This is a genomic window from Streptomyces beigongshangae (genome assembly GCF_019710745.1).
In the GTDB taxonomy this organism is placed as follows: Bacteria; Actinomycetota; Actinomycetes; order Streptomycetales; family Streptomycetaceae; genus Streptomyces; species Streptomyces beigongshangae.
The window spans coordinates 31,227-48,173 of sequence record NZ_JAHKJW010000015.1 but is presented as its reverse complement, the minus strand read 5'-3'; the positions used below and the strand labels follow the sequence as shown (position 1 = coordinate 48,173).

Below are 16,947 nucleotides of genomic sequence, written 5' to 3'. Positions count from 1 at the left end.
CGTGTGCGGGACGGCTCGGGGTCAGGCGGTGCCGACGCGGCGGGCCGTACGACCGGAGATCTGCACGCGGTCGACGCCTCCGTCGACGGGATCGCGGTGGAAGCGTCCGCCGGGTTCCCGTTGCCCGGTGGCCGGGTCGACCAGGTCGCAGCTCAGATCCGGGTAGCAGACCAGGGGCAGCGGCAGGTCCCCGTCGATGGACAGCGCGGGCAGACCGTCGGCGCCGAGGGCGATCCGGTACTCGCTCGTCCCGTTGCGGTAGGTCCCGACGCACTCGGGGAAGTCGATAGGGCCGCCCCGGTCCGGGCGCGCGGGGGTGGTCGGCACCCGCAGGCCGGTGAGCCGGGTGAGCTGGTCGGCCAGGTTCCGCCACAGGGCGGTGGCACCGCCGGCGTTGCCGGTGAAGGCGACCACGACGCCGCTGCGGGGTTCCGCGCGCAGATGGCAGGAGGTGCCCTGGGCGTTCCCGTCGTGACCGCACCACCAGCGGTCGTCCTGCTGGTGGAGGGCCGCGCCCAGCCCCCAGGCGTCCGCCAGGGCACCGGGTCCGGTTCCCTCCTCGGGGCGCCGCATCAACGCGGCGGTGGCGGGCGGCAGGACGGCGGACCGGCCGATCAGGGCCCTGCCCAGGGTCAGCAGGTCATGGGCGCTCGCCAGCAGGGCACCGGCCGGGGCCTCGACCGGGGCCAGGCTCTGCCGGGCCGGCCGCACGGCCAGCGTCGCCGTGTTCAGGGCGTGTCCGCCGGCCGTCGGGCGGCCGGGGGCGCCGTCGCCGAGGAAGGCGGGCTCGATGCCCAGCGGCTCCAGGAGCAGGACGCGGACGGCTTCGTGCCATGTCATGCCCGTCACGGCCTCGATCAGCCGTCCCGCCGCCACGTAACCGGCGTTGGAGTAGGAGAAGTCCGTCCCGGGCGCGAAGAGCGCGTTCCCGGCGGTGCAGACCGCCGAGAGGTAGCGGGAGGCCGTCATGCCCGCCGCGGTGTCCGAGTCGGGGCCGGTGGGCAGACCGGCGGTGTGCGAGAGGAGGTGACGTACGGTCACCTTGGGCAGGTCCCGGAACTCCGGCAGGACGTCGGCGACGGCCTCGTCCAGGCCGAGGTCCTCGTCGTCGACCAGGAGCATGACGGTGGCGGCCGTGTACGTCTTGGTGACACTGCCGATCGGCACGGCCGTGTCGGCGGTGAACGCGGTGCCGCGGACGGCGTCGGCCGTCCCGGTGTGCACGCTGACGACCTCCGTCCCGGTGTCGACGACCAGGTGGGCACCCGGCACGTGGTGGGTCCGCGCGAGAGCGTCGAGGCTCTCCTGCAGGGTCCTGCGTATGAGGGACGGTCGCGGGGCGACGACTGAAGCAGCGGTGTGGTAGGGCATGAGAAGGGGACTCCCGGTGATGCGTTCCGTGAACGTGGCACGAAGGGCCGCTGGGGATGAGCGGAACGGCCCGACATGTCGGTGCGGGTGTGCGGGTGTTGCGGTGTGGTGCGTTCTTGCGGACTAATGCCTGGTGACCTCGATGGGCAGATGACGTACGCCGACGATGACGGCCGGGTTCTGGAAGACGACCTCGTCGTAGGCGGGGACACGGAGATCAGAAAAACGTTCAAGCAGCATGCGGAGCGCGATCCGCGCCTCCAGACGGGCCAGCGGGGCGCCGAAACAGAAGTGGATGCCGTGGCCGAACGTCAGATGGGGGTTCGGGGAACGGGCCGGATCGAAGACGTCCGGTTCCTCGAAGCGCGCGGGATCGCGGTTGGCGGCGGCCAGGTGGGCCACCACCATCGCGCCCGCGGGGATGTCGTGCCCGCCGATGACCACGGCCCGCGTGGTGCGCCGGCCGAGCTCCGCGAAGGGGGGCAGCCAGCGCAGCACCTCCTCGACGGCGTCCGGCAGCCGGCCGGGGTCGGCGCGCAGCGAGCGGAGCGTGCCGGGGTGCCGGTCGAACATGACGACGGCGCTGCCCAGCAGCGCCGTGGTGGTGATGTGTCCGGCGACGAGCAGCAGGGCGACGAACCCGACGATCTCCTGGTCCTCCAGACGGACCCCGTCCACCTCGGCGGCCAGCAGTTTGCTGGTGAGGTCGTCCCCCGGATCCGCCCGGCACCGCCGGATATGGTCCAGGACGTAGCCGTTCATCTCCCGCACGGTCGGGGCGATGGCATTCAGGGCCCGTTCGAGGTCGGCCATGTCGGGCGCCTCGCCGAGTTCGTCACCGCTGAAGAGAACGGCCGCCCACTCCTGGAAAAGCCTGTGGTCGGCCGCGGGTATGCCGAGCAGTTCGGCGATGACGATGATGGGCAGCGGATAGGCGAGTTCGTCGACGAGGTCGAACCGGTCGCGATCGGCGACGCCGTCCAGCAACTGGCCGCACACGCTTTCGATACGCGGCCCGAGTCCGTTCACCACGCGAGGGGTGAACGCCTGACTCACGAGAGTTCTGAGTTTGCGGTGCTCGGGCGGATCCATACCGACGAAATTGCCCTGCCGGAAGGCCTGGAAGTCCTCCTGGGCGGGTGCGATGGACGAGAAGTCGGAGGAATACGTCGCCGGGTCCGACAGGATTGCGGCCACGGACTCGTAATCCACCGCCTGCCATGCGCCCTGCCGTTCGTCGTAATGCACGGGTCTCGACTCGCGCAGGGACTGCCATCGATCACTCAGCGCATCGAAGGGTAAGTGCTCCTGTTTCGACGGGTTGCCGGTCACCTATTCTCCTTCGTGCGGAACGCGGGGACAGCGAAAGCGCAAACGGAATGGTTGACTTCGATCCCGGGCCCCGATCCGGAACCCGGGCGTGACCTGGTGCACTCCTGACGGACGGGCAGCGGTTCCACCCGGACAGCGGCCTTGCCCCGACAGAGGACGGCCCGGCCGCCGGCCGGTGCGGACCCGCGCCGCGCACCGCCGCTCCCGGTCGTACGCGCCGCCCTGCGCATCGCGGGCCGCATCGGCCCGCATCCCGCCCCTGGGCGACCGAGGAACTCGCCGCGTACAACAAGCCGAACATCCCCCATCTCCAGTGAACGTACCGCACAGTTGCCGCGCGGAGAATTCCGCCTGCCCTTTTCTACGACCTTTGCGTACGGCTCTTACGTATGACTCTTACGTAGGTCAGACCTTCGAGCGAGGCCGGACGTTCCTGCGACACGCGCGAGGTTGTGCATACCCGCCGAGCGGGGCGGGCCGTGCCCGGGACGAACGTTCGCGACCCGGTCGAACCGGCGACAGTCTTCAGGTCGGGCCAGCCGGGGGGCAACCCCCCGAAGTCGAGCGGAGGGTATATCGGCAAGCCATTGCGCATTGCCTGCGCACAACCCGAGCAAACCCGTCACCGATGGCGCGCCTGCTTCAACGCCACCACGCGTGCCCCGGACCCGGATGGCTAAACAGGCACTTGCGTAGAACCTGGAATTCCCCTTTGGCGCACACCGCTCGCAACTCCCTCACCTGCGCGGAGATTGTCCGCAGCAGCTCGGACGGCATGGCGCAAAAAAGCGGAATACCCCGTTCGAGGACCGTCCGAACGCATTGGGAAGCCTGTCCGGGTGTCCGGCGGCCGACTCCCCGCGCTTTCGGACACCCGGCGGGGGGCACCGATTTCGGCCGGATCCCGACGGGAGCACACGGGGCGCACTCCACCGGCGCGTGCGCGGGTGCGTGCTCTGACCGTGCCAACGGCACGGACGGCGGGGACACGACGGACGGCGATCACAGACAGATCCGGAAGACCTCCGGCACCTCGGTGGAACTGCCGGGCGCCCGAGGCGGACGCGGACGGCCTGACACCGACCGGCCCGCCACCGCACGGGTCTGTCACGTCTTCGGCTGCACGATCACCGTCCCGGGAACCGGTGCGGGGCTTCCCCGGCCGGACAAGAATTCCAAGACCGCGAAGAAGTACAGGAACAAGACCTGCCGGGGATAAAAGATCTACCGCGAGAAAGCGGGTACGGAATCACAGGGGCGGGCAACAACCGCCCCGGGTCGCAGCTGAACGCATGCGGGAGATATCACAGAAGGGCGTGCGGCTGTGAAATGATCTGGCGCGGCAAGGGGTGGTTCGACACCCGGTCGCGGGAAGCCGTGAAGATCACGGAGTACGCCGCCCACCACGGACACCGTCCGCCCGGCCGGCTGAAGAGCTGCCGCTGACCCGGCGGACCCGGAGGGGGCGCCCGGTCCGCCGGGGCGCCCCCTCCGGGCATCCGAGACGAAGGACCCGCGGGAGAGACCCGGTTCCGGCCATGAACTCCACGCACTCCTCCCGGGGAGGGCCAGCGGGAATCCTCCAGCGCCTTCCCGGGCCCTCCGTGAGAGGAGACCGACTGGATGTCAGCTTCGGACGGGTCTGCGCCACAGGCACGGCGTCGTGGAGTTCAGCGTGGGCGTCGATCCACAGCGCGTCCGTCCGCCGCGCCGCCCCGTGCGCGGGCCCCGCGCACGGGGCGGGAGCGGGTCAGGAGGCGAGTACGGCGCGTCCTGCCGCGATGATGGCGGCCAGTTCCTCGGTCTCCTGCTCGCCGAGGGACGTGAGCGGCGGGCGGACCGGTCCGGCCTTGATCCCCTCCAGTGTGACTCCCGCCTTCACCAGGGCCACCGCGTACCCCGGGACCCGCTTGCGCAGCCGGACCAGGGGGTGGAAGAACGCCCGCTGCAGCGCGTCGGCCCGCCGGTGGTCGCCCTCCTCCAGCGCCCGGTGGAAGGCGAGGGCGATGTCGGGGGCGAAGGCGAACGAGGCGGAGGAGTACAGCTCCACGCCCAGCGCCCGGTACGCCTGCTGGCTCGCCTCGGCGGTGGGCATGCCGTTGAAGAACTGGAAGTCCTTGCCGGAGCCGCTCAGCGCGTCGCGCACGGCGAGGACGACACGGGCCATGAGATCGAGGTCGCCGGTGCCGTCCTTCAGGCCCGTCACCGTGGGCAGTTGCGCCACCCGCACCGCCGAGTCCTCGTCGAACCGCGCGTTCGCCCGGTTGTAGACGATCACCGGAAGAGGGGTCTCCCCGGCGACCGCGCGGGTGTACGCGACGAGCCCGTCGGCGGGCGACTCGACCAGGTAGGGCGGCATGAGCAGCAGGCCGTCCGCGCCGGCTCCCGCCGCGGCCCGGGCGAACCGCCGGGCCGCCCCGAGCGCGCCGCCGGCCCCCGCGTACACCGGGACCCGTCCGGCCGCCGCGTCGACGGCGGTCCGTACCACCGCGGTGTACTCCTCGACGTCCAGGGCATGGAACTCGCCGGTGCCGCAGGCGACGAACACACCGCCGGGCCCGGCGTCGACCCCGGCCGAGACGTGCCGGCGCAGGGCGTCGAGGTCGACCTCGCCGATGTCGGTGAAGGGTGTGACGGGAAAGAAGAGGACGCCTTCGAGCATGAGTGTCTCCAACTCCTGGAACAGCAGCGGTGCGACGGAACGGACCGGTGGGACGGGTGGGGGCGGATGGGAGGGACGAAGGCCGGCGCGCGGGACCGGAGGGCCCGGCGCACGGGGCGCGGGCACCGGGTCAGGTCGCCGCGGAGGCGGCGGCGCGCACCACGTTGGCGAGCGGCCGTCCCTGATCGAGCCGGCTGATGTTGTCGGCGATCTCCGCCGCGCGGGCGGCGAAGGTGTCGCTGGTGTGGCCCGAGTGGTGCGGGGTCATCAGCACGTTGGGCAGGCGGTGGAACGGCAGCCGGCTGGGCGCCTGCGGCGGGCCCGCCCACCACACGTCCAGGGCGGCGCCGGCGATGACGCCGGTGTCGAGCGCCTCGTAGAGCGCCTCCTCCTGGACGACCGGACCGCGGGCCACGTTGACGAGCAGGGCACCGGGTCCCATGGCCGCCAGTTCGGCGGGGCCGATCAGCCCGCGGGTCGCGGGGCCGAGGGGGACGGTGACCACCACGACGTCGGACTCGGCCAGCAGGTCGGGCAGCCGGTCGTCGCCGCCGATCCAGTCGGGACGCAGGCCGTCCGGGACCGGTGCGGAGGGATCGCGGCGCACGGCGCGCACCCGAAGGCCCACCGCCTGGCACAGCCGGGCGACCTCGGTGCCGGTCTCGCCGAACCCGATGACGCCCACCCGGCGGCCCTCCAGCGTCCTGCCGAACGGCAGTCCGGGGTCGACGGCCACGTTGCGCCAGTGCCCGGCCCGCAGCGCGCGGTCGGCGCCCAGGACGTCGCGGGACAGCATCATGACGGACATGAGCACGTGTTCGGCGATGGAGCGGCCGTGGTGGTGCGTGGTCGTGACGGACACGTCCGGGCCGAGCGCGTCCAGCGGGATGCCGTCGTAGCCGGCGCCGACGACGTGGACGAGCCGCAGCCGTCCGGCGCGGCGGGCGTCCTCGGCGCGCAGTTGCGAACCGACGTACACCTCCACGTCCGCGATGGCCCCGGAGACGCGCGCCGAGCTCCAGTCGCAGGCTTCCAGCCAGGTGTGCCGGCCCTCGGCACGGGCCCTGAGGGGTTCGTGGAAGCGGCTCAGGATGCGGTGGTTGAGCATGATGCGCACGGTCGGGTCACCACCGGGGGGTCTCGGTCGGGAAGGACGGGTCGACGCGGCGCATGTACCCGGTGTCGTCGCGGTCGCGCAGTCCGCAGTCGAGGTACTGCCGGTGCAGCCGGGCGAGCGCGTCCCGGTCCAGTTCCACGCCGAGGCCCGGAGCGGTCGGGACGGTGACACGGCCCTCGCTGAACCGCAGCACCCCGGTGTCGACGACGTCCTCGTCCGGCTGCTTCCAGGGGGTGTGCGTGTCGCAGGCGTAGGTGAGGCGCGGGGTGGCCGCCGCCAGGTGTGTCATCGCCGCGAGGCTGATGCCCAGATGGGAGTTGGAGTGCATCGACAGGCCGAGGCCGAAGGTGTCGCAGATCGCGGAGAGCTGTCCGCAGCGCCGCAGGCCGCCCCAGAAGTGGTGGTCGGACAGGACGATGCCCACGGACCCGCGGGCCACGGCCGGGGCGAGGTCGTCGAAGGAGACGACGCACATGTTGGTCGCCAGCGGTGTCGGTGTCCCGGCGGCGACGGCGGCCATGCCGTCGATGCCCTCGGTGGGGTCCTCCAGGTACTGCAGCACCCCGTCCAGTTCACGGGCGACGCGCAGGGAGGTCTCCGTGCTCCAGGCGGCGTTGGGGTCGAGGCGCAGGGGCAGGTCGGGGAACGCCTTCCGCAGGGCCCTGACCGCCGCGATCTCCTCGTCCGGCGGGAAGACGCCGCCCTTGAGCTTGATGGAGGAGAAGCCGTAGGCGTCGATCATGCGGCGGGCCTGGTCGACCAGGCCCGCCGGGTCGAGGGCGGCACCCCACTCGTCGTCCTCCTGCCCGGGGTGTCCGGCCCACTTGTAGAAGAGGTAGGCGCTGTACGGGACCGAGGGGCGGACGGCTCCGCCCAGGAGGTCGCTGACGGGCCGTCCGATCAGCTTTCCCTGGATGTCCAGGCAGGCGACGTCGAACGGCGACATGACCCGGTCCACGGCGCTGCTGCCGGTGACCATCCCGGACATGCCGTCGCCGCCGGAGGTGTCCGCCCCCAGGGCACGTGCGGTGCGGGCGATCAGGTCGTTGAGGTTCCAGACGTCCAGGCCGGTCAGCTCCCCGGCGGCACGGCGCAGCCGCTCCAGGTGCAGTGTGCCGCCGTAGGTCTCGCCGATTCCGGTGACGCCCGACTCGGTGGTGATCTCCACGACGGTGCGCAGCGCGTAGGGCTCGTGCACCCCGACCGTGTTGAGGAGCGGGGGGTCCCGGAAGGCCACGGGGGTCACGGTGACATCGGCGATGCGTGCTGCGTTCCCTGCCATCAAGCCATCCTCATATGTAGTCGGCGTTCTCATTTGTAGACAGCTACCCGTGGGACTGTCAATGGCCGGGTCCCGCCGCCCATCCCGCGGGACCCGACGCCACCGCCGCCGCCGGCTACGGAACGGGAGTGAGCAGGACCCCCTCCGCCAGGAACCGCCGGAGGTTGTCCAGGGCCAGGTCGGCCATCGCCTGCCGCGTCTCGTGCGTCCCGCTGGCGATGTGGGGCAGCAGGACCACCCGGTCCGACTCCGTCAGTTCCCGCGGCACGTCCGGCTCGTCGGCGAAGACGTCGAGCGCCGCACCCGCGATCCGCCCCTCCCGCACCGCCGCGACCAGGGCCGGCTCGTCGACGACGCTGCCGCGCGCGACGTTGACCAGGTGGCCCCGGGGGCCGAGCGCCTCCAGCACCTCCGCCGAGACCAGCCCCCGGGTGCCCGCGCCGCCCGCGACGGTGACGACGAGCGCGTCGCACTCGGCGGCCAGCTCCCGCGCGGTGGGCAGGTAGCGGTGGGCGACGCCGGGCACGGGGGCCCGCGAGCAGTACGCGATGTCCGCGTCGAAGCCTTCGAGGCGGCGCGCGACGGCCCGGCCGATGCGGCCGAGGCCGAGGATGCCCACCCGCTTCCCGCTCACCCGGGAGGTCAGCGGGTAGGGCGCCGCACCCCACCGGCCGGCCCGTACGTACCGGTCCGCGGCGGACAGCTCGCGCATGACGTCGATCAGCGCGCCGACGGCGAGGTCGGCCACGCAGTCCGTGAGCACGTCGGGCGTGTTGCTGACGTCGATGCCGCGCGCCCTGGCACGGGCCACGTCCGTGGTCTCGTAACCGACGCCGAAGTGGACGACGGCCCCCAGCCGCGGCAGTGCGTCCATCAGGGAGTTGCCGACACCGAACCGCGCGCTGGTGACCGCGGCCACCACGTCGCCGGCCTCCTCGCGCAGGTAGGCGGCGGGATCGGGCAGTTCGTGCAGACGGACGGCGCGGTACTGCTCGGCCAGCGCCCTCTCCAGGGCGGGGAGCAGCGGGGACACCTGGAGCACGGTGCCCCGGACGGCCGGGCCGCCGGGAGAGGAGGGCCGGGACACCGGGTCACCGGGGGCGGAGGGGTGGGACACAGGGGTACTCCCGTCGGGGTTCGGGGTTCGGAAGTTGAAGGTCGGGGGTCAGGCGTTCGAGGTCCGGGGGTTCGGGGCTCGGGGGCCGGCGCCGCGCGTCCGGTGACGTCCGGGCGGGTCCGCAGGTCCGGCAGGCCCGCCGGTCCGGAGAGTGCCCGTCGGGCGACAGGCCGTGACCGTTCCGCCGCCGTCGTGGAGCCGGACCTGGCGGTCCCCGCACGTCCGGGGCCGCCGCGGCGGCGGACCGGAGAAGATCCGTCCCCGCGCATCTCTTGACGCTGCCACCGCGCCGGTTTAGCTTCGGCGTTCACAGATGCGGACCGAGTACGTAAGTGTAAACAGCTCTGGAGGTCGGCCCGAACTCGGACGCAACACCTCAGCACTCCCCCGGAGACACGCCGACGATGAAGTCCCCTGTTTCTTCCCCGCCGCCCGGACGACGGCGGCCCCGAACGACGACCACGCTGCTGTTGGCGGGCACGGTGCTGGTGTCCAGTGGCTGTGCCGTGGCCAACAGCGCCGGCGGCGACGCCGGGCGGGCCGACGGCCGCACCCTGCGCGTGGTGCTCACCCAGGAACCACCGACGCTGGAACCCTGCGAGGCCTCGCTGACCGGCACCGGCGTCGTCGTCCGCTCCAACATCACCGAGCCCCTCGTCGAACGCGACCCCGTCTCCGGCGAACTGCACCCCCTGCTCGCGACCGGGTGGAAGCAGACCGGGCCCCGCACCTGGACCTTCGACACCCGCAGCGGAGTGACCTTCCAGAACGGCGAGCCGTTCACCGCGGAGGACGCCGCCTTCTCCATCGACCGGGCGGTCAACTCCGACCTCGCCTGCAACGTCGAGGGCTACGTCTTCGGCGACGACGACCTGGAGGTGGAGGCCGTCGGCGACGACCGGCTGACCGTCACCACCGCCGAGCCCGACCCCATCCTCCCGCTGCGCCTGAGCTTCGTGGAGATCGTGCCGCGCACCACCGACACCGAGGCCAAGGTGCGCGTCCCGATCGGCACCGGCCCCTATGCCGTACGCTCCTGGCAGGCCGGGACCGCGATCTCCCTCAGCCGCCACGACGGCTACTGGGGCGAGGCGCCCGACTTCCCCCGGGCCCGCTACGTGTGGCGCAGCGACGCCAGTGTCCGGGCCGCCATGATCGACAAGGACGAGGCGGAGATCGCCGTCGCACTCGACTCGATGGAGGCGGAGAAGGACACGACCGCCGCCTATCCGAACAACGAGACGACCGCGCTGCGGCTCGACGGCCGCGAGGCACCGCTCGACGACCTGCGGGTCCGCCGGGCGATCGACCTGGCCGTCGACCGCCCGGGCATCATCGACGCCCTGCTCGGCGGACTGGCCGAACCGGCCGGACAGCTCGTGCCGCCCGGTGTGGTCGGGCACAGCGAGGAGATCGAGCCGGTCCGGCAGGACGTGGCGAAGGCCAGGGCCCTGGTGCGGGAGGCGCGGGCCGACGGCGTGCCCACCGGCCGCACCATCACCCTCGTCGCCCGCAACGGCATGTTCTCCGGGGTGTCGGAGACCGCGGAGGCCCTCCAGTACCAGATGGAGCGGATCGGGCTGAGGGTACGGGTGCGCATGGCCGACACCGCCACCCAGCTCCAGTACCAGCTGAGGCCGCTGCCCAAGGGCGTCGGGCCGATCGCCCTGCTGATCATGCATGGCAACCAGGCCGGTGACGCGGCCTTCACCGCCAGCCAGTACCTGCTCAGCGACGGCCCGCAGTCCACCTTCGGCAGCGGGGACCTCGACCGGCGCGTCGCCGACGCGGGCCTGCTGTCCGGCGGGAAGCGCCAGCAGGCGTTCGCCGACCTGCTCGCCCACCAGAACGAGACGGTGGTCCAGTACACCCACATCGCCCACATGAGCGGACTGCTCGGACTGTCACCGTCGATCCGGTACGAACCGAACTCCGCCACCGGTGACGAACTGCGCCTGGCGGAAGTCCGCCAGGCCGGGGCGGTGAAGCGCTGACATGGTCCACTTCCTGCGCAAACGCATCATCTCCAGCGCCGTTCCGCTGTTCTGCGTGGTGCTCGGCGTCTTCTTCCTGGCCCGGATGACCGGCAATCCGGTCGACCTCTACCTCCCCCTGAGCGCCACCGCCGAGCAGCGTGCGGAGTTCTCCGCCGCCCAGGGCTTCGACCTGTCGATCCCGGCACAGCTGTGGAACTACCTCGCCGACGCCGCGCGCCTGGACTTCGGGACCTCGCTGCGGACCGGGCAGCCGGCGACCGAGATGGTGCTCGACGCCTTCCCGGTCACCCTCCAGCTGGCCGGCGTGACGATGCTGCTCGCGATCACCGGGGCGTTGCTGGTCGGCAGCCTGGCCGCCTACCGGCCCAACTCCCTGGCCGACCGGTTCGCCAGCCTGCTGTCGATGACGGCCGCCAGCATCCCCGACTTCTGGTTCGCCGTCATGGGCGTGCTGGTCTTCGGGGTGAGCCTCGGATGGCTGCCGACCTCCGGCACCCTCGGCGGGCCCGAGATCTGGGTGCTGCCCATCGCCACCCTGCTGATCCGTCCCTTCGGGGTGCTGGTGCAGGTGGTCCGCGGCAGCATGGTCTCCGCGCTCTCCGCGCCCTATGTCAAGATCGCCCGCAGCAAGGGCGCCACGCCCCTGCGGGTGATCTTCGGCCACGCCCTGCGCAACGCGGTGACACCGGTCCTGACGGTGGCCGGCGACCTGACGGTGGGCCTGGTCAACGGCGCGGTGATCGTCGAGACGATCTTCGGCTGGCCCGGCATCGGCAAACTCATGATCGACTCCATCCTCCAGCGCGACTTCGCGGTCCTCCAGGCGGCCGTGCTCCTGACCGCGGTGACGATCTTCGCGCTCAACATCCTGGTCGACGTCTGCCACGCGCTGACCGACCCCCGTGTGCGGCAGGCGGTGCCGGCGTGAGCGAAGGAAGCACCATGACCCGTGAAGAACCCGCCGGCGCGGACGGCACCTCCCCCGCCCCCGCGCGCCACCGGCCGAGCTGGTGGCGGATGCTGGGCCGCGACCGCGCGGCGTCCGCCGCGGCCGTCGTCCTCGCCGTGACCACCTTGGTGGCGCTCTTCGGCCGCCTCGTCATCGGCGACCGCGCGCAGCGGCAGGACCTGGACGCCTCCCTGCGGCCGCCGTCCCTGGGCGAGGGGGTGTACGGGCTCCTCGGCACCGACGTCCTGGGACGCAGCGTGCTGGCCCGCCTGGTCGACGCCGCCGCGACGACCCTGTCCGTGGCGGTCCCGGCCGTGCTGTGCTCGCTGCTGATCGGCTCGGCCCTCGGCCTGTGGGCCGGCTACCACGGGGGCCGCCGGGAGAGCGTCGCGATGCGCGTCGCCGACGTGATCCTCAGCTTCCCCTCGCTGCTGGTCGCGGTGGTCGTGCTGTACGTCTTCTCGCCCAGCGCGCTGAACCTCGTACTGATCCTCGCGGTGGCCCGCATCCCGGTGTACCTGCGCACCGCGCGGGCGGAGGCCGCCGAGCTGCGCAGCCGCCTGTTCGTCGACGCGGCCCGCACCTTCGGCACCCCCGGCCGGGAGATCATCCGCCGGCACATCCTGCCGATCGCCCTGCCGACGCTGCTGACGGTCGCCACCCTGGACTTCTGCTTCGTCATGCTCACCGAGTCCTCCCTGAGCTTCCTCGGCATCGGCATCCAGCCCCCGGACGTCAGCTGGGGCCTGATGGTGGCCCAGGGACGGCAGTACCTGCAGACCGCCTGGTGGATCACCGTGCTCCCGGGGCTGGCCATCGTCCTGACGACGGTGTCCGCCACGGTCCTCGCCGCCTGGGCCCGTATCGCCACCGACCCGGCGCAGCGCTGGCGGCTGACGCTGCCCGTCAAGCGCCGCGGTGCCTCCGCCGCCGTACCTCCGGAGATGATCCCGTGACGACCACCGCCGTACCCGCGGCCCCCTCCGCGGACACCCCCGCCCTCGACGTCGAGGGGCTCTGCGTCGACCTGAGCACGCCCTCCGGGCGGCTGCGCGCCGTCGACGGTGTCAGCTTCAGCGTCCGCCGCGGCCGCACCCTCGCCCTGCTCGGCGAGTCGGGCTGCGGCAAGTCGATGACCGCGCTGTCGGTCGTGGGGCTGCTCGACCCGGCGGCCGAGGTGACCGGCGGCGCCGTCCGGGTCAGGGGCAGCGACACGCTGCGGATGAGCCCGGCGGAACGCCGCAAGCTCGCCGGCCCCGTCCTGTCGATCGTCTTCCAGGACGCCCTGACCGCCCTCAACCCGGTCCAGCCGGTCGGCCGGCAGATCGGCGAACCCTTCCGCATCCACCGCGGCCTGTCCCGGCGCGAGGCCCGGGAGAAGGCGATCGAGCTGATGACCCGCGTGGGCATCCCCGAGCCACGGGAGCGGGCCCGCTCCTACCCGCACCAGTTCTCCGGCGGCATGCGGCAGCGGCTGCTCATCGCGATGGCCGTCGCCCTCGACCCCGACGTGCTCATCGCCGACGAACCCACCACCGCGCTGGACGTGACCGTGCAGGCGCAGATCATGCGGCTGCTGCGGGACCTCCAGGACGAGCGGGAGATGGCCGTCGTCCTGATCACCCACGACCTGGCCGTGGTCGCCCAGCGCGCGGACGACGTCGTCGTGATGTACGCGGGCACCGTCGTCGAGGAGGGACCCGTGCGCGAGGTGTTCTCCCGGCCCCGCCACCCCTACACCCGGGGACTGCTCGACTCGGTCCCGGAACACGCCGTACGCGGGCGTCCCCTGCCCGCCGTGCCCGGCAGCCCGCCCGAGCTGAGCGCGGTGCCGTCCGGATGCGTCTTCCAGGACCGCTGCCCGCTGGTGCGCGAGCGCTGTGTGCGGGAACGGCCGCCCCTGCGCGCGTCGGGCGACGGACGCTCGGCCGCCTGCCACTTCTCCGAGGAGCTCGCCCGTGCCTGAGATCCGCTCCGGCTCCGCCACCGACGCACCCCGCGCCGACGGCCCCGAGGTGCCCCCGCCCCTGCTGGAGGTCCGCGGCGTCACCAAGACCTTCGGCGGCGGACGCCGCCGGCTGACCGCCCTGGACGGGGTGGACCTGCGGCTCGGCAAGGGCGAGACCCTCGGACTCGTCGGCGAGTCGGGGTGCGGCAAGTCCACCCTCGCCCGGGTGCTGCTCGGTCTGGAACGCCCCGACGCTGGCACGGTGCGGTTCGACGGCACCGACCCCTTCGCCCTGCGCGGCAAGGACCTGCTGGCCTGGCGCCGCCGCGTCCAGATGGTCTTCCAGGACCCCTTCGCCTCGCTCAACGCCCGCATGTCGGCCGCCGACCTGATCAGCGAGCCCTGGCGTACGCACCGGGACGTCGTGCCCGGTGCGAAGGCCCGGGAGAAACGCGTCCGCGAACTGCTGTCCCTGGTCGGGCTGCGCGACGGCGACGCCCACCGCTATCCCGACGAGTTCTCCGGCGGACAGCGCCAGCGCATCGGCATCGCCCGCGCGCTGGCCCTGGACCCCGACCTCATCGTCTGCGACGAACCGGTCTCCGCCCTGGACCTGTCGGTACAGGCCCAGGTCCTGAACGTCCTGTCGGAACTGCGCGAGCGCCTGGGGGTGGCCTACGTCTTCATCTCCCACGACCTCTCGGTGGTGCGGTACATCTCCGACCGGGTGACCGTGATGTACCTGGGCAAGGTCATCGAGCACGGCGAAACCGAGGACGTGTTCGACCGGCCTCAGCACCCCTACACGGCGGCCCTGATGTCGGCCGCCCCGGTGCTGGACGCCTCGTACGCCGGCGGTGACCGGGAGATCCAGCTGAAGGGGGAGATCCCCTCGCCCTTCGACATCCCCTCCGGCTGCCGCTTCCGCACCCGGTGCCCGCGTGCCGAGGACCTGTGCGCCGCCGAGGCGCCGCCGCTCGTCGTCCGGCGGGCGCGGGAGGCGTCCGACCCGCACACGGCGCTGTGCCACTTCCCGCTGGAGGCGGAGTCCGCGTGGGCATGAGCGGGGCGGAGTTCGCCCTGCTCTCCCTCACGGTGGGGATCGGCACGCTGCTTCAGGTGTCCATCGGCTTCGGCCTCGGCATGATCGCGGCGCCGGTGTTCGCCCTCGTCGACCCGTCCCTGGCCCCGGCGGTGGTGCTGCTGCTCGCCACCGGGGTGACGGCGGCGGTCGTGGCGCGCGAACACCGCGGGGCGGACCTGCGGGGCTGCGGCTGGGCTCTGGTGGGACGGGTGCCGGGGGTGCTGGCGGGCGCCCTCCTCGTGGCGCTGCTGCCCGCCCGGTACCTCGCGCTGCTCATCGGCGCCGTCGTGCTCGGCGGTGTCGTGCTGAGCGTCGCCGGCTTCGTTCCCCGGGAGCGGCGGTCCTCGGTGCTGCTGGCCGGCCTGGCGTCGGGGCTGATGGGCACGGCGACGTCCATCGGCGGCCCGCCGATGGCGATGGTGTGGCAGCGGCTCACCGGGGCCAGGCTGCGCGCCACGATGAGCACCTTCTTCCTCGTGGGCTCGCTGATGAGCCTGGCGGCGCTGGCGGCGACCGGTGCCGTCGGCGCGCACTCCCTGCGGCGCGGCGCGCTGCTCGCCCCCGCCGCCCTGGCGGGCCTGCTGCTCTCCCGTCCCCTGGGCCGTCACCTGGACGTGCGGCGCACCCGCGCCGTCGCCATGGCGGTGTCGGTGGCCGGCGCGACCGTGCTGGTGGTGCGGCAGTTCGTCTGAGCGGCGCTGGCGGCCCGGCGCCCGCGGCACGGGCACTCCCGGCCCGCCGTCCGTCCGCCGTCCGTCGGCGGGCTGCTCCGGACCGCCGTCGGCCGGCTCCGTCGGTGCCGGGCCGACCGGGAGGTCAGGTGGTGGTGGGCCAGGTGCGCAGCAGCACGGCGATCCTCCCGGCGGTGCAGGCGGGGTCGAGCAGCAGGTCCTTGAGGGCGACGGCGTCCTCGCGGGCGGGCTTGACGGAGATTCCCGCGGCGTCGAGGTACATCACGCCGGTCGCGGCGGCCACCGCCAGGTTGGAGCGCTCCAGCCAGCGGCACCGGCCCAGGGTGTGCACCAGGGCGGCGGCCTTGGCGTAGGGGCCGTCGTAGACGGGCTGCTCGAACAGCTCGGCCCGGTGGCGCGCGACCGCCGAGACCGGTACCCCGTAGTCGTCGGGCGCGGGGTCGTCCGCGCCGGCCGCCTCGGCGACCTGCAGGATCCAGGCGACGTCGATGTGCAGGTCCATCAGGCCGCGCGTACTCCCCCGGACGTCCGCCGGGCGTCCTCCGCCTCGTCGAAGACCGCCTGGTGGTCGGCCAGGAAGCGCGCGGCGGCCTCCACGGCGTGGGCGCGCAGGCCCCCGGCATCGTCCTGGACGAGCCGGGCGAGGTAGTCCCCGATGCTCAGCCCCAGGTCGGCGGCGCGCTTGCGCGCGAGTTCCGCGACGTCCTGATCCACGCGTGCGCCCAGTTGTGTCTTCGCCATACCCGGATGGTAACAGCTGTTACCAACCTGGCTCCAGGACGCGGCCCGGCGACCGCGCCGACGGCGCTCAGGCGCCCGGGAGGAAGAAGCAGAACGGATGGCCGTGCGGGTCGCGCAGGACCCGTACGTCCTTCTGGGGCTGGTACTCCTCCAGCGTCGCACCCAGGGCGCAGGCCCGTTCGGTCTCCGCCTCCAGATCGTCGACCCGCAGGTCCAGGTGCGCCTGCATCTGCTGGGTGCCCGGGCGCTGCGGCCACGTGGGGGCGATGTGATCGGCCTCCAGCTGGAAGCTGAGGGCGGGGCGTTCCCCGTCCGGGGCCCTCAGGCTGACCCACTCCGGCTCCCGGTCGACTTCCTGCCAGCCCAGCAGGGCCCGGTAGAAGTCGGCCAGCGCGGGAGGGTCGGGGGTACCGAGGACGAAGCCACCGAGCGTCGCAGTCATACCTACAGCTTTGCCCCGCCACCGGTTCTCACGCATCCGGGCGCCCCGCACGCCTCATTCTTTTCGCGTCGCGCTTTTCGCGTCGAGCCGGAGTCCTGCCCGCCGCCGGCCCACGGTCCGGTGCGCCGGGTCCCGGCCGGTCCTCAGGACGCGAACGGGGAGGTCCCCCCTGTGGGCGTACCGGTGGGGCGCCGTTCCCGCGGCGGTGATCAC

General features: G+C 72.8%; 15 protein-coding genes. 6 read left to right on the top strand and 9 right to left on the bottom strand.

Going from position 1 to position 16,947, the window contains the following annotated elements; translation table 11 throughout:
- Positions 1-21: 21 nt before the first annotated feature.
- The 6 genes from KM933_RS14185 to KM933_RS14160 all read right to left on the bottom strand — a co-directional run bounded on the left by KM933_RS14185 (position 22) and on the right by KM933_RS14160 (position 8,881).
- Positions 22-1,371, bottom strand: coding sequence for a serine hydrolase domain-containing protein (locus KM933_RS14185; RefSeq protein WP_221351967.1), 1,350 nt, complete (start codon positions 1,369-1,371; stop codon positions 22-24).
- Positions 1,372-1,494: 123 nt separating this feature from the next.
- Positions 1,495-2,703 (bottom strand): cytochrome P450, encoded by a 1,209-nt coding sequence (locus KM933_RS14180; RefSeq protein ID WP_308013383.1) that lies wholly within the window; start codon positions 2,701-2,703, stop codon positions 1,495-1,497.
- A 1,750-nt stretch (positions 2,704-4,453) separates the two neighbouring features.
- Complete coding sequence (locus tag KM933_RS14175; protein WP_260333523.1) at positions 4,454-5,377, bottom strand: 5-dehydro-4-deoxyglucarate dehydratase; 924 nt, start codon at positions 5,375-5,377, stop codon at positions 4,454-4,456.
- 118 nt (positions 5,378-5,495) lie between these two features.
- On the bottom strand, positions 5,496-6,473 hold the full coding sequence (locus KM933_RS14170; RefSeq protein WP_260333522.1) for a 2-hydroxyacid dehydrogenase: 978 nt from the start codon (positions 6,471-6,473) through the stop codon (positions 5,496-5,498).
- Positions 6,474-6,489: 16 nt separating this feature from the next.
- Positions 6,490-7,764, bottom strand: coding sequence for a glucarate dehydratase family protein (locus tag KM933_RS14165; protein WP_221351962.1), 1,275 nt, complete (start codon positions 7,762-7,764; stop codon positions 6,490-6,492).
- 115 nt (positions 7,765-7,879) lie between these two features.
- Entirely contained in the window at positions 7,880-8,881 is a 1,002-nt protein-coding gene (locus KM933_RS14160) for a 2-hydroxyacid dehydrogenase (RefSeq protein WP_308013382.1), read from the bottom strand.
- A 506-nt stretch (positions 8,882-9,387) separates the two neighbouring features.
- Here KM933_RS14160 and KM933_RS14155 point away from each other — a divergent pair.
- Genes KM933_RS14155 through KM933_RS14130 form a run of 6 tightly spaced genes read left to right on the top strand, consistent with a single transcriptional unit; the run spans position 9,388 to position 15,551 of the window.
- Positions 9,388-10,875: an ABC transporter substrate-binding protein gene (locus KM933_RS14155; RefSeq protein WP_308013381.1), complete on the top strand. Its 1,488-nt coding sequence runs from the start codon at positions 9,388-9,390 to the stop codon at positions 10,873-10,875.
- A gap of 1 nt (position 10,876) precedes the next feature.
- Positions 10,877-11,806 (top strand): ABC transporter permease, encoded by a 930-nt coding sequence (locus tag KM933_RS14150; RefSeq protein WP_221351958.1) that lies wholly within the window; start codon positions 10,877-10,879, stop codon positions 11,804-11,806.
- A 14-nt stretch (positions 11,807-11,820) separates the two neighbouring features.
- A complete protein-coding gene (locus tag KM933_RS14145) occupies positions 11,821-12,783 on the top strand; it encodes an ABC transporter permease (RefSeq protein WP_221351956.1) in 963 nt (320 codons plus the stop codon).
- Positions 12,780-13,793: an ABC transporter ATP-binding protein gene (locus KM933_RS14140; RefSeq protein ID WP_221351954.1), complete on the top strand. Its 1,014-nt coding sequence runs from the start codon at positions 12,780-12,782 to the stop codon at positions 13,791-13,793. Before KM933_RS14145 ends, KM933_RS14140 begins: the two co-directional genes overlap by 4 nt.
- A 1-nt stretch (position 13,794) precedes the next feature.
- Positions 13,795-14,838 carry an ABC transporter ATP-binding protein gene (locus KM933_RS14135; protein ID WP_221352094.1) on the top strand — a complete coding sequence of 348 codons (1,044 nt, stop codon included), beginning with the start codon at positions 13,795-13,797 and terminating at the stop codon, positions 14,836-14,838.
- A complete protein-coding gene (locus KM933_RS14130; RefSeq protein WP_221351952.1) occupies positions 14,835-15,551 on the top strand; it encodes a sulfite exporter TauE/SafE family protein in 717 nt (238 codons plus the stop codon). Before KM933_RS14135 ends, KM933_RS14130 begins: the two co-directional genes overlap by 4 nt.
- Before the next feature lie 124 nt (positions 15,552-15,675).
- On the opposite strand, the gene KM933_RS14125 is transcribed toward KM933_RS14130, so the two are convergent.
- From KM933_RS14125 to KM933_RS14115, 3 genes are all read right to left on the bottom strand, one after another.
- Positions 15,676-16,053: a fic family toxin-antitoxin system, toxin component gene (locus tag KM933_RS14125; RefSeq protein ID WP_221351951.1), complete on the bottom strand. Its 378-nt coding sequence runs from the start codon at positions 16,051-16,053 to the stop codon at positions 15,676-15,678.
- The gene (locus tag KM933_RS14120; RefSeq protein WP_221351949.1) at positions 16,053-16,292 is read right to left on the bottom strand and encodes a hypothetical protein; all 240 of its coding nucleotides are present in this window, start codon (positions 16,290-16,292) and stop codon (positions 16,053-16,055) included. Before KM933_RS14120 ends, KM933_RS14125 begins: the two co-directional genes overlap by 1 nt.
- Before the next feature lie 67 nt (positions 16,293-16,359).
- Complete coding sequence (locus KM933_RS14115) at positions 16,360-16,734, bottom strand: VOC family protein (RefSeq protein WP_221351947.1); 375 nt, start codon at positions 16,732-16,734, stop codon at positions 16,360-16,362.
- Positions 16,735-16,947: the final 213 nt, after the last annotated feature.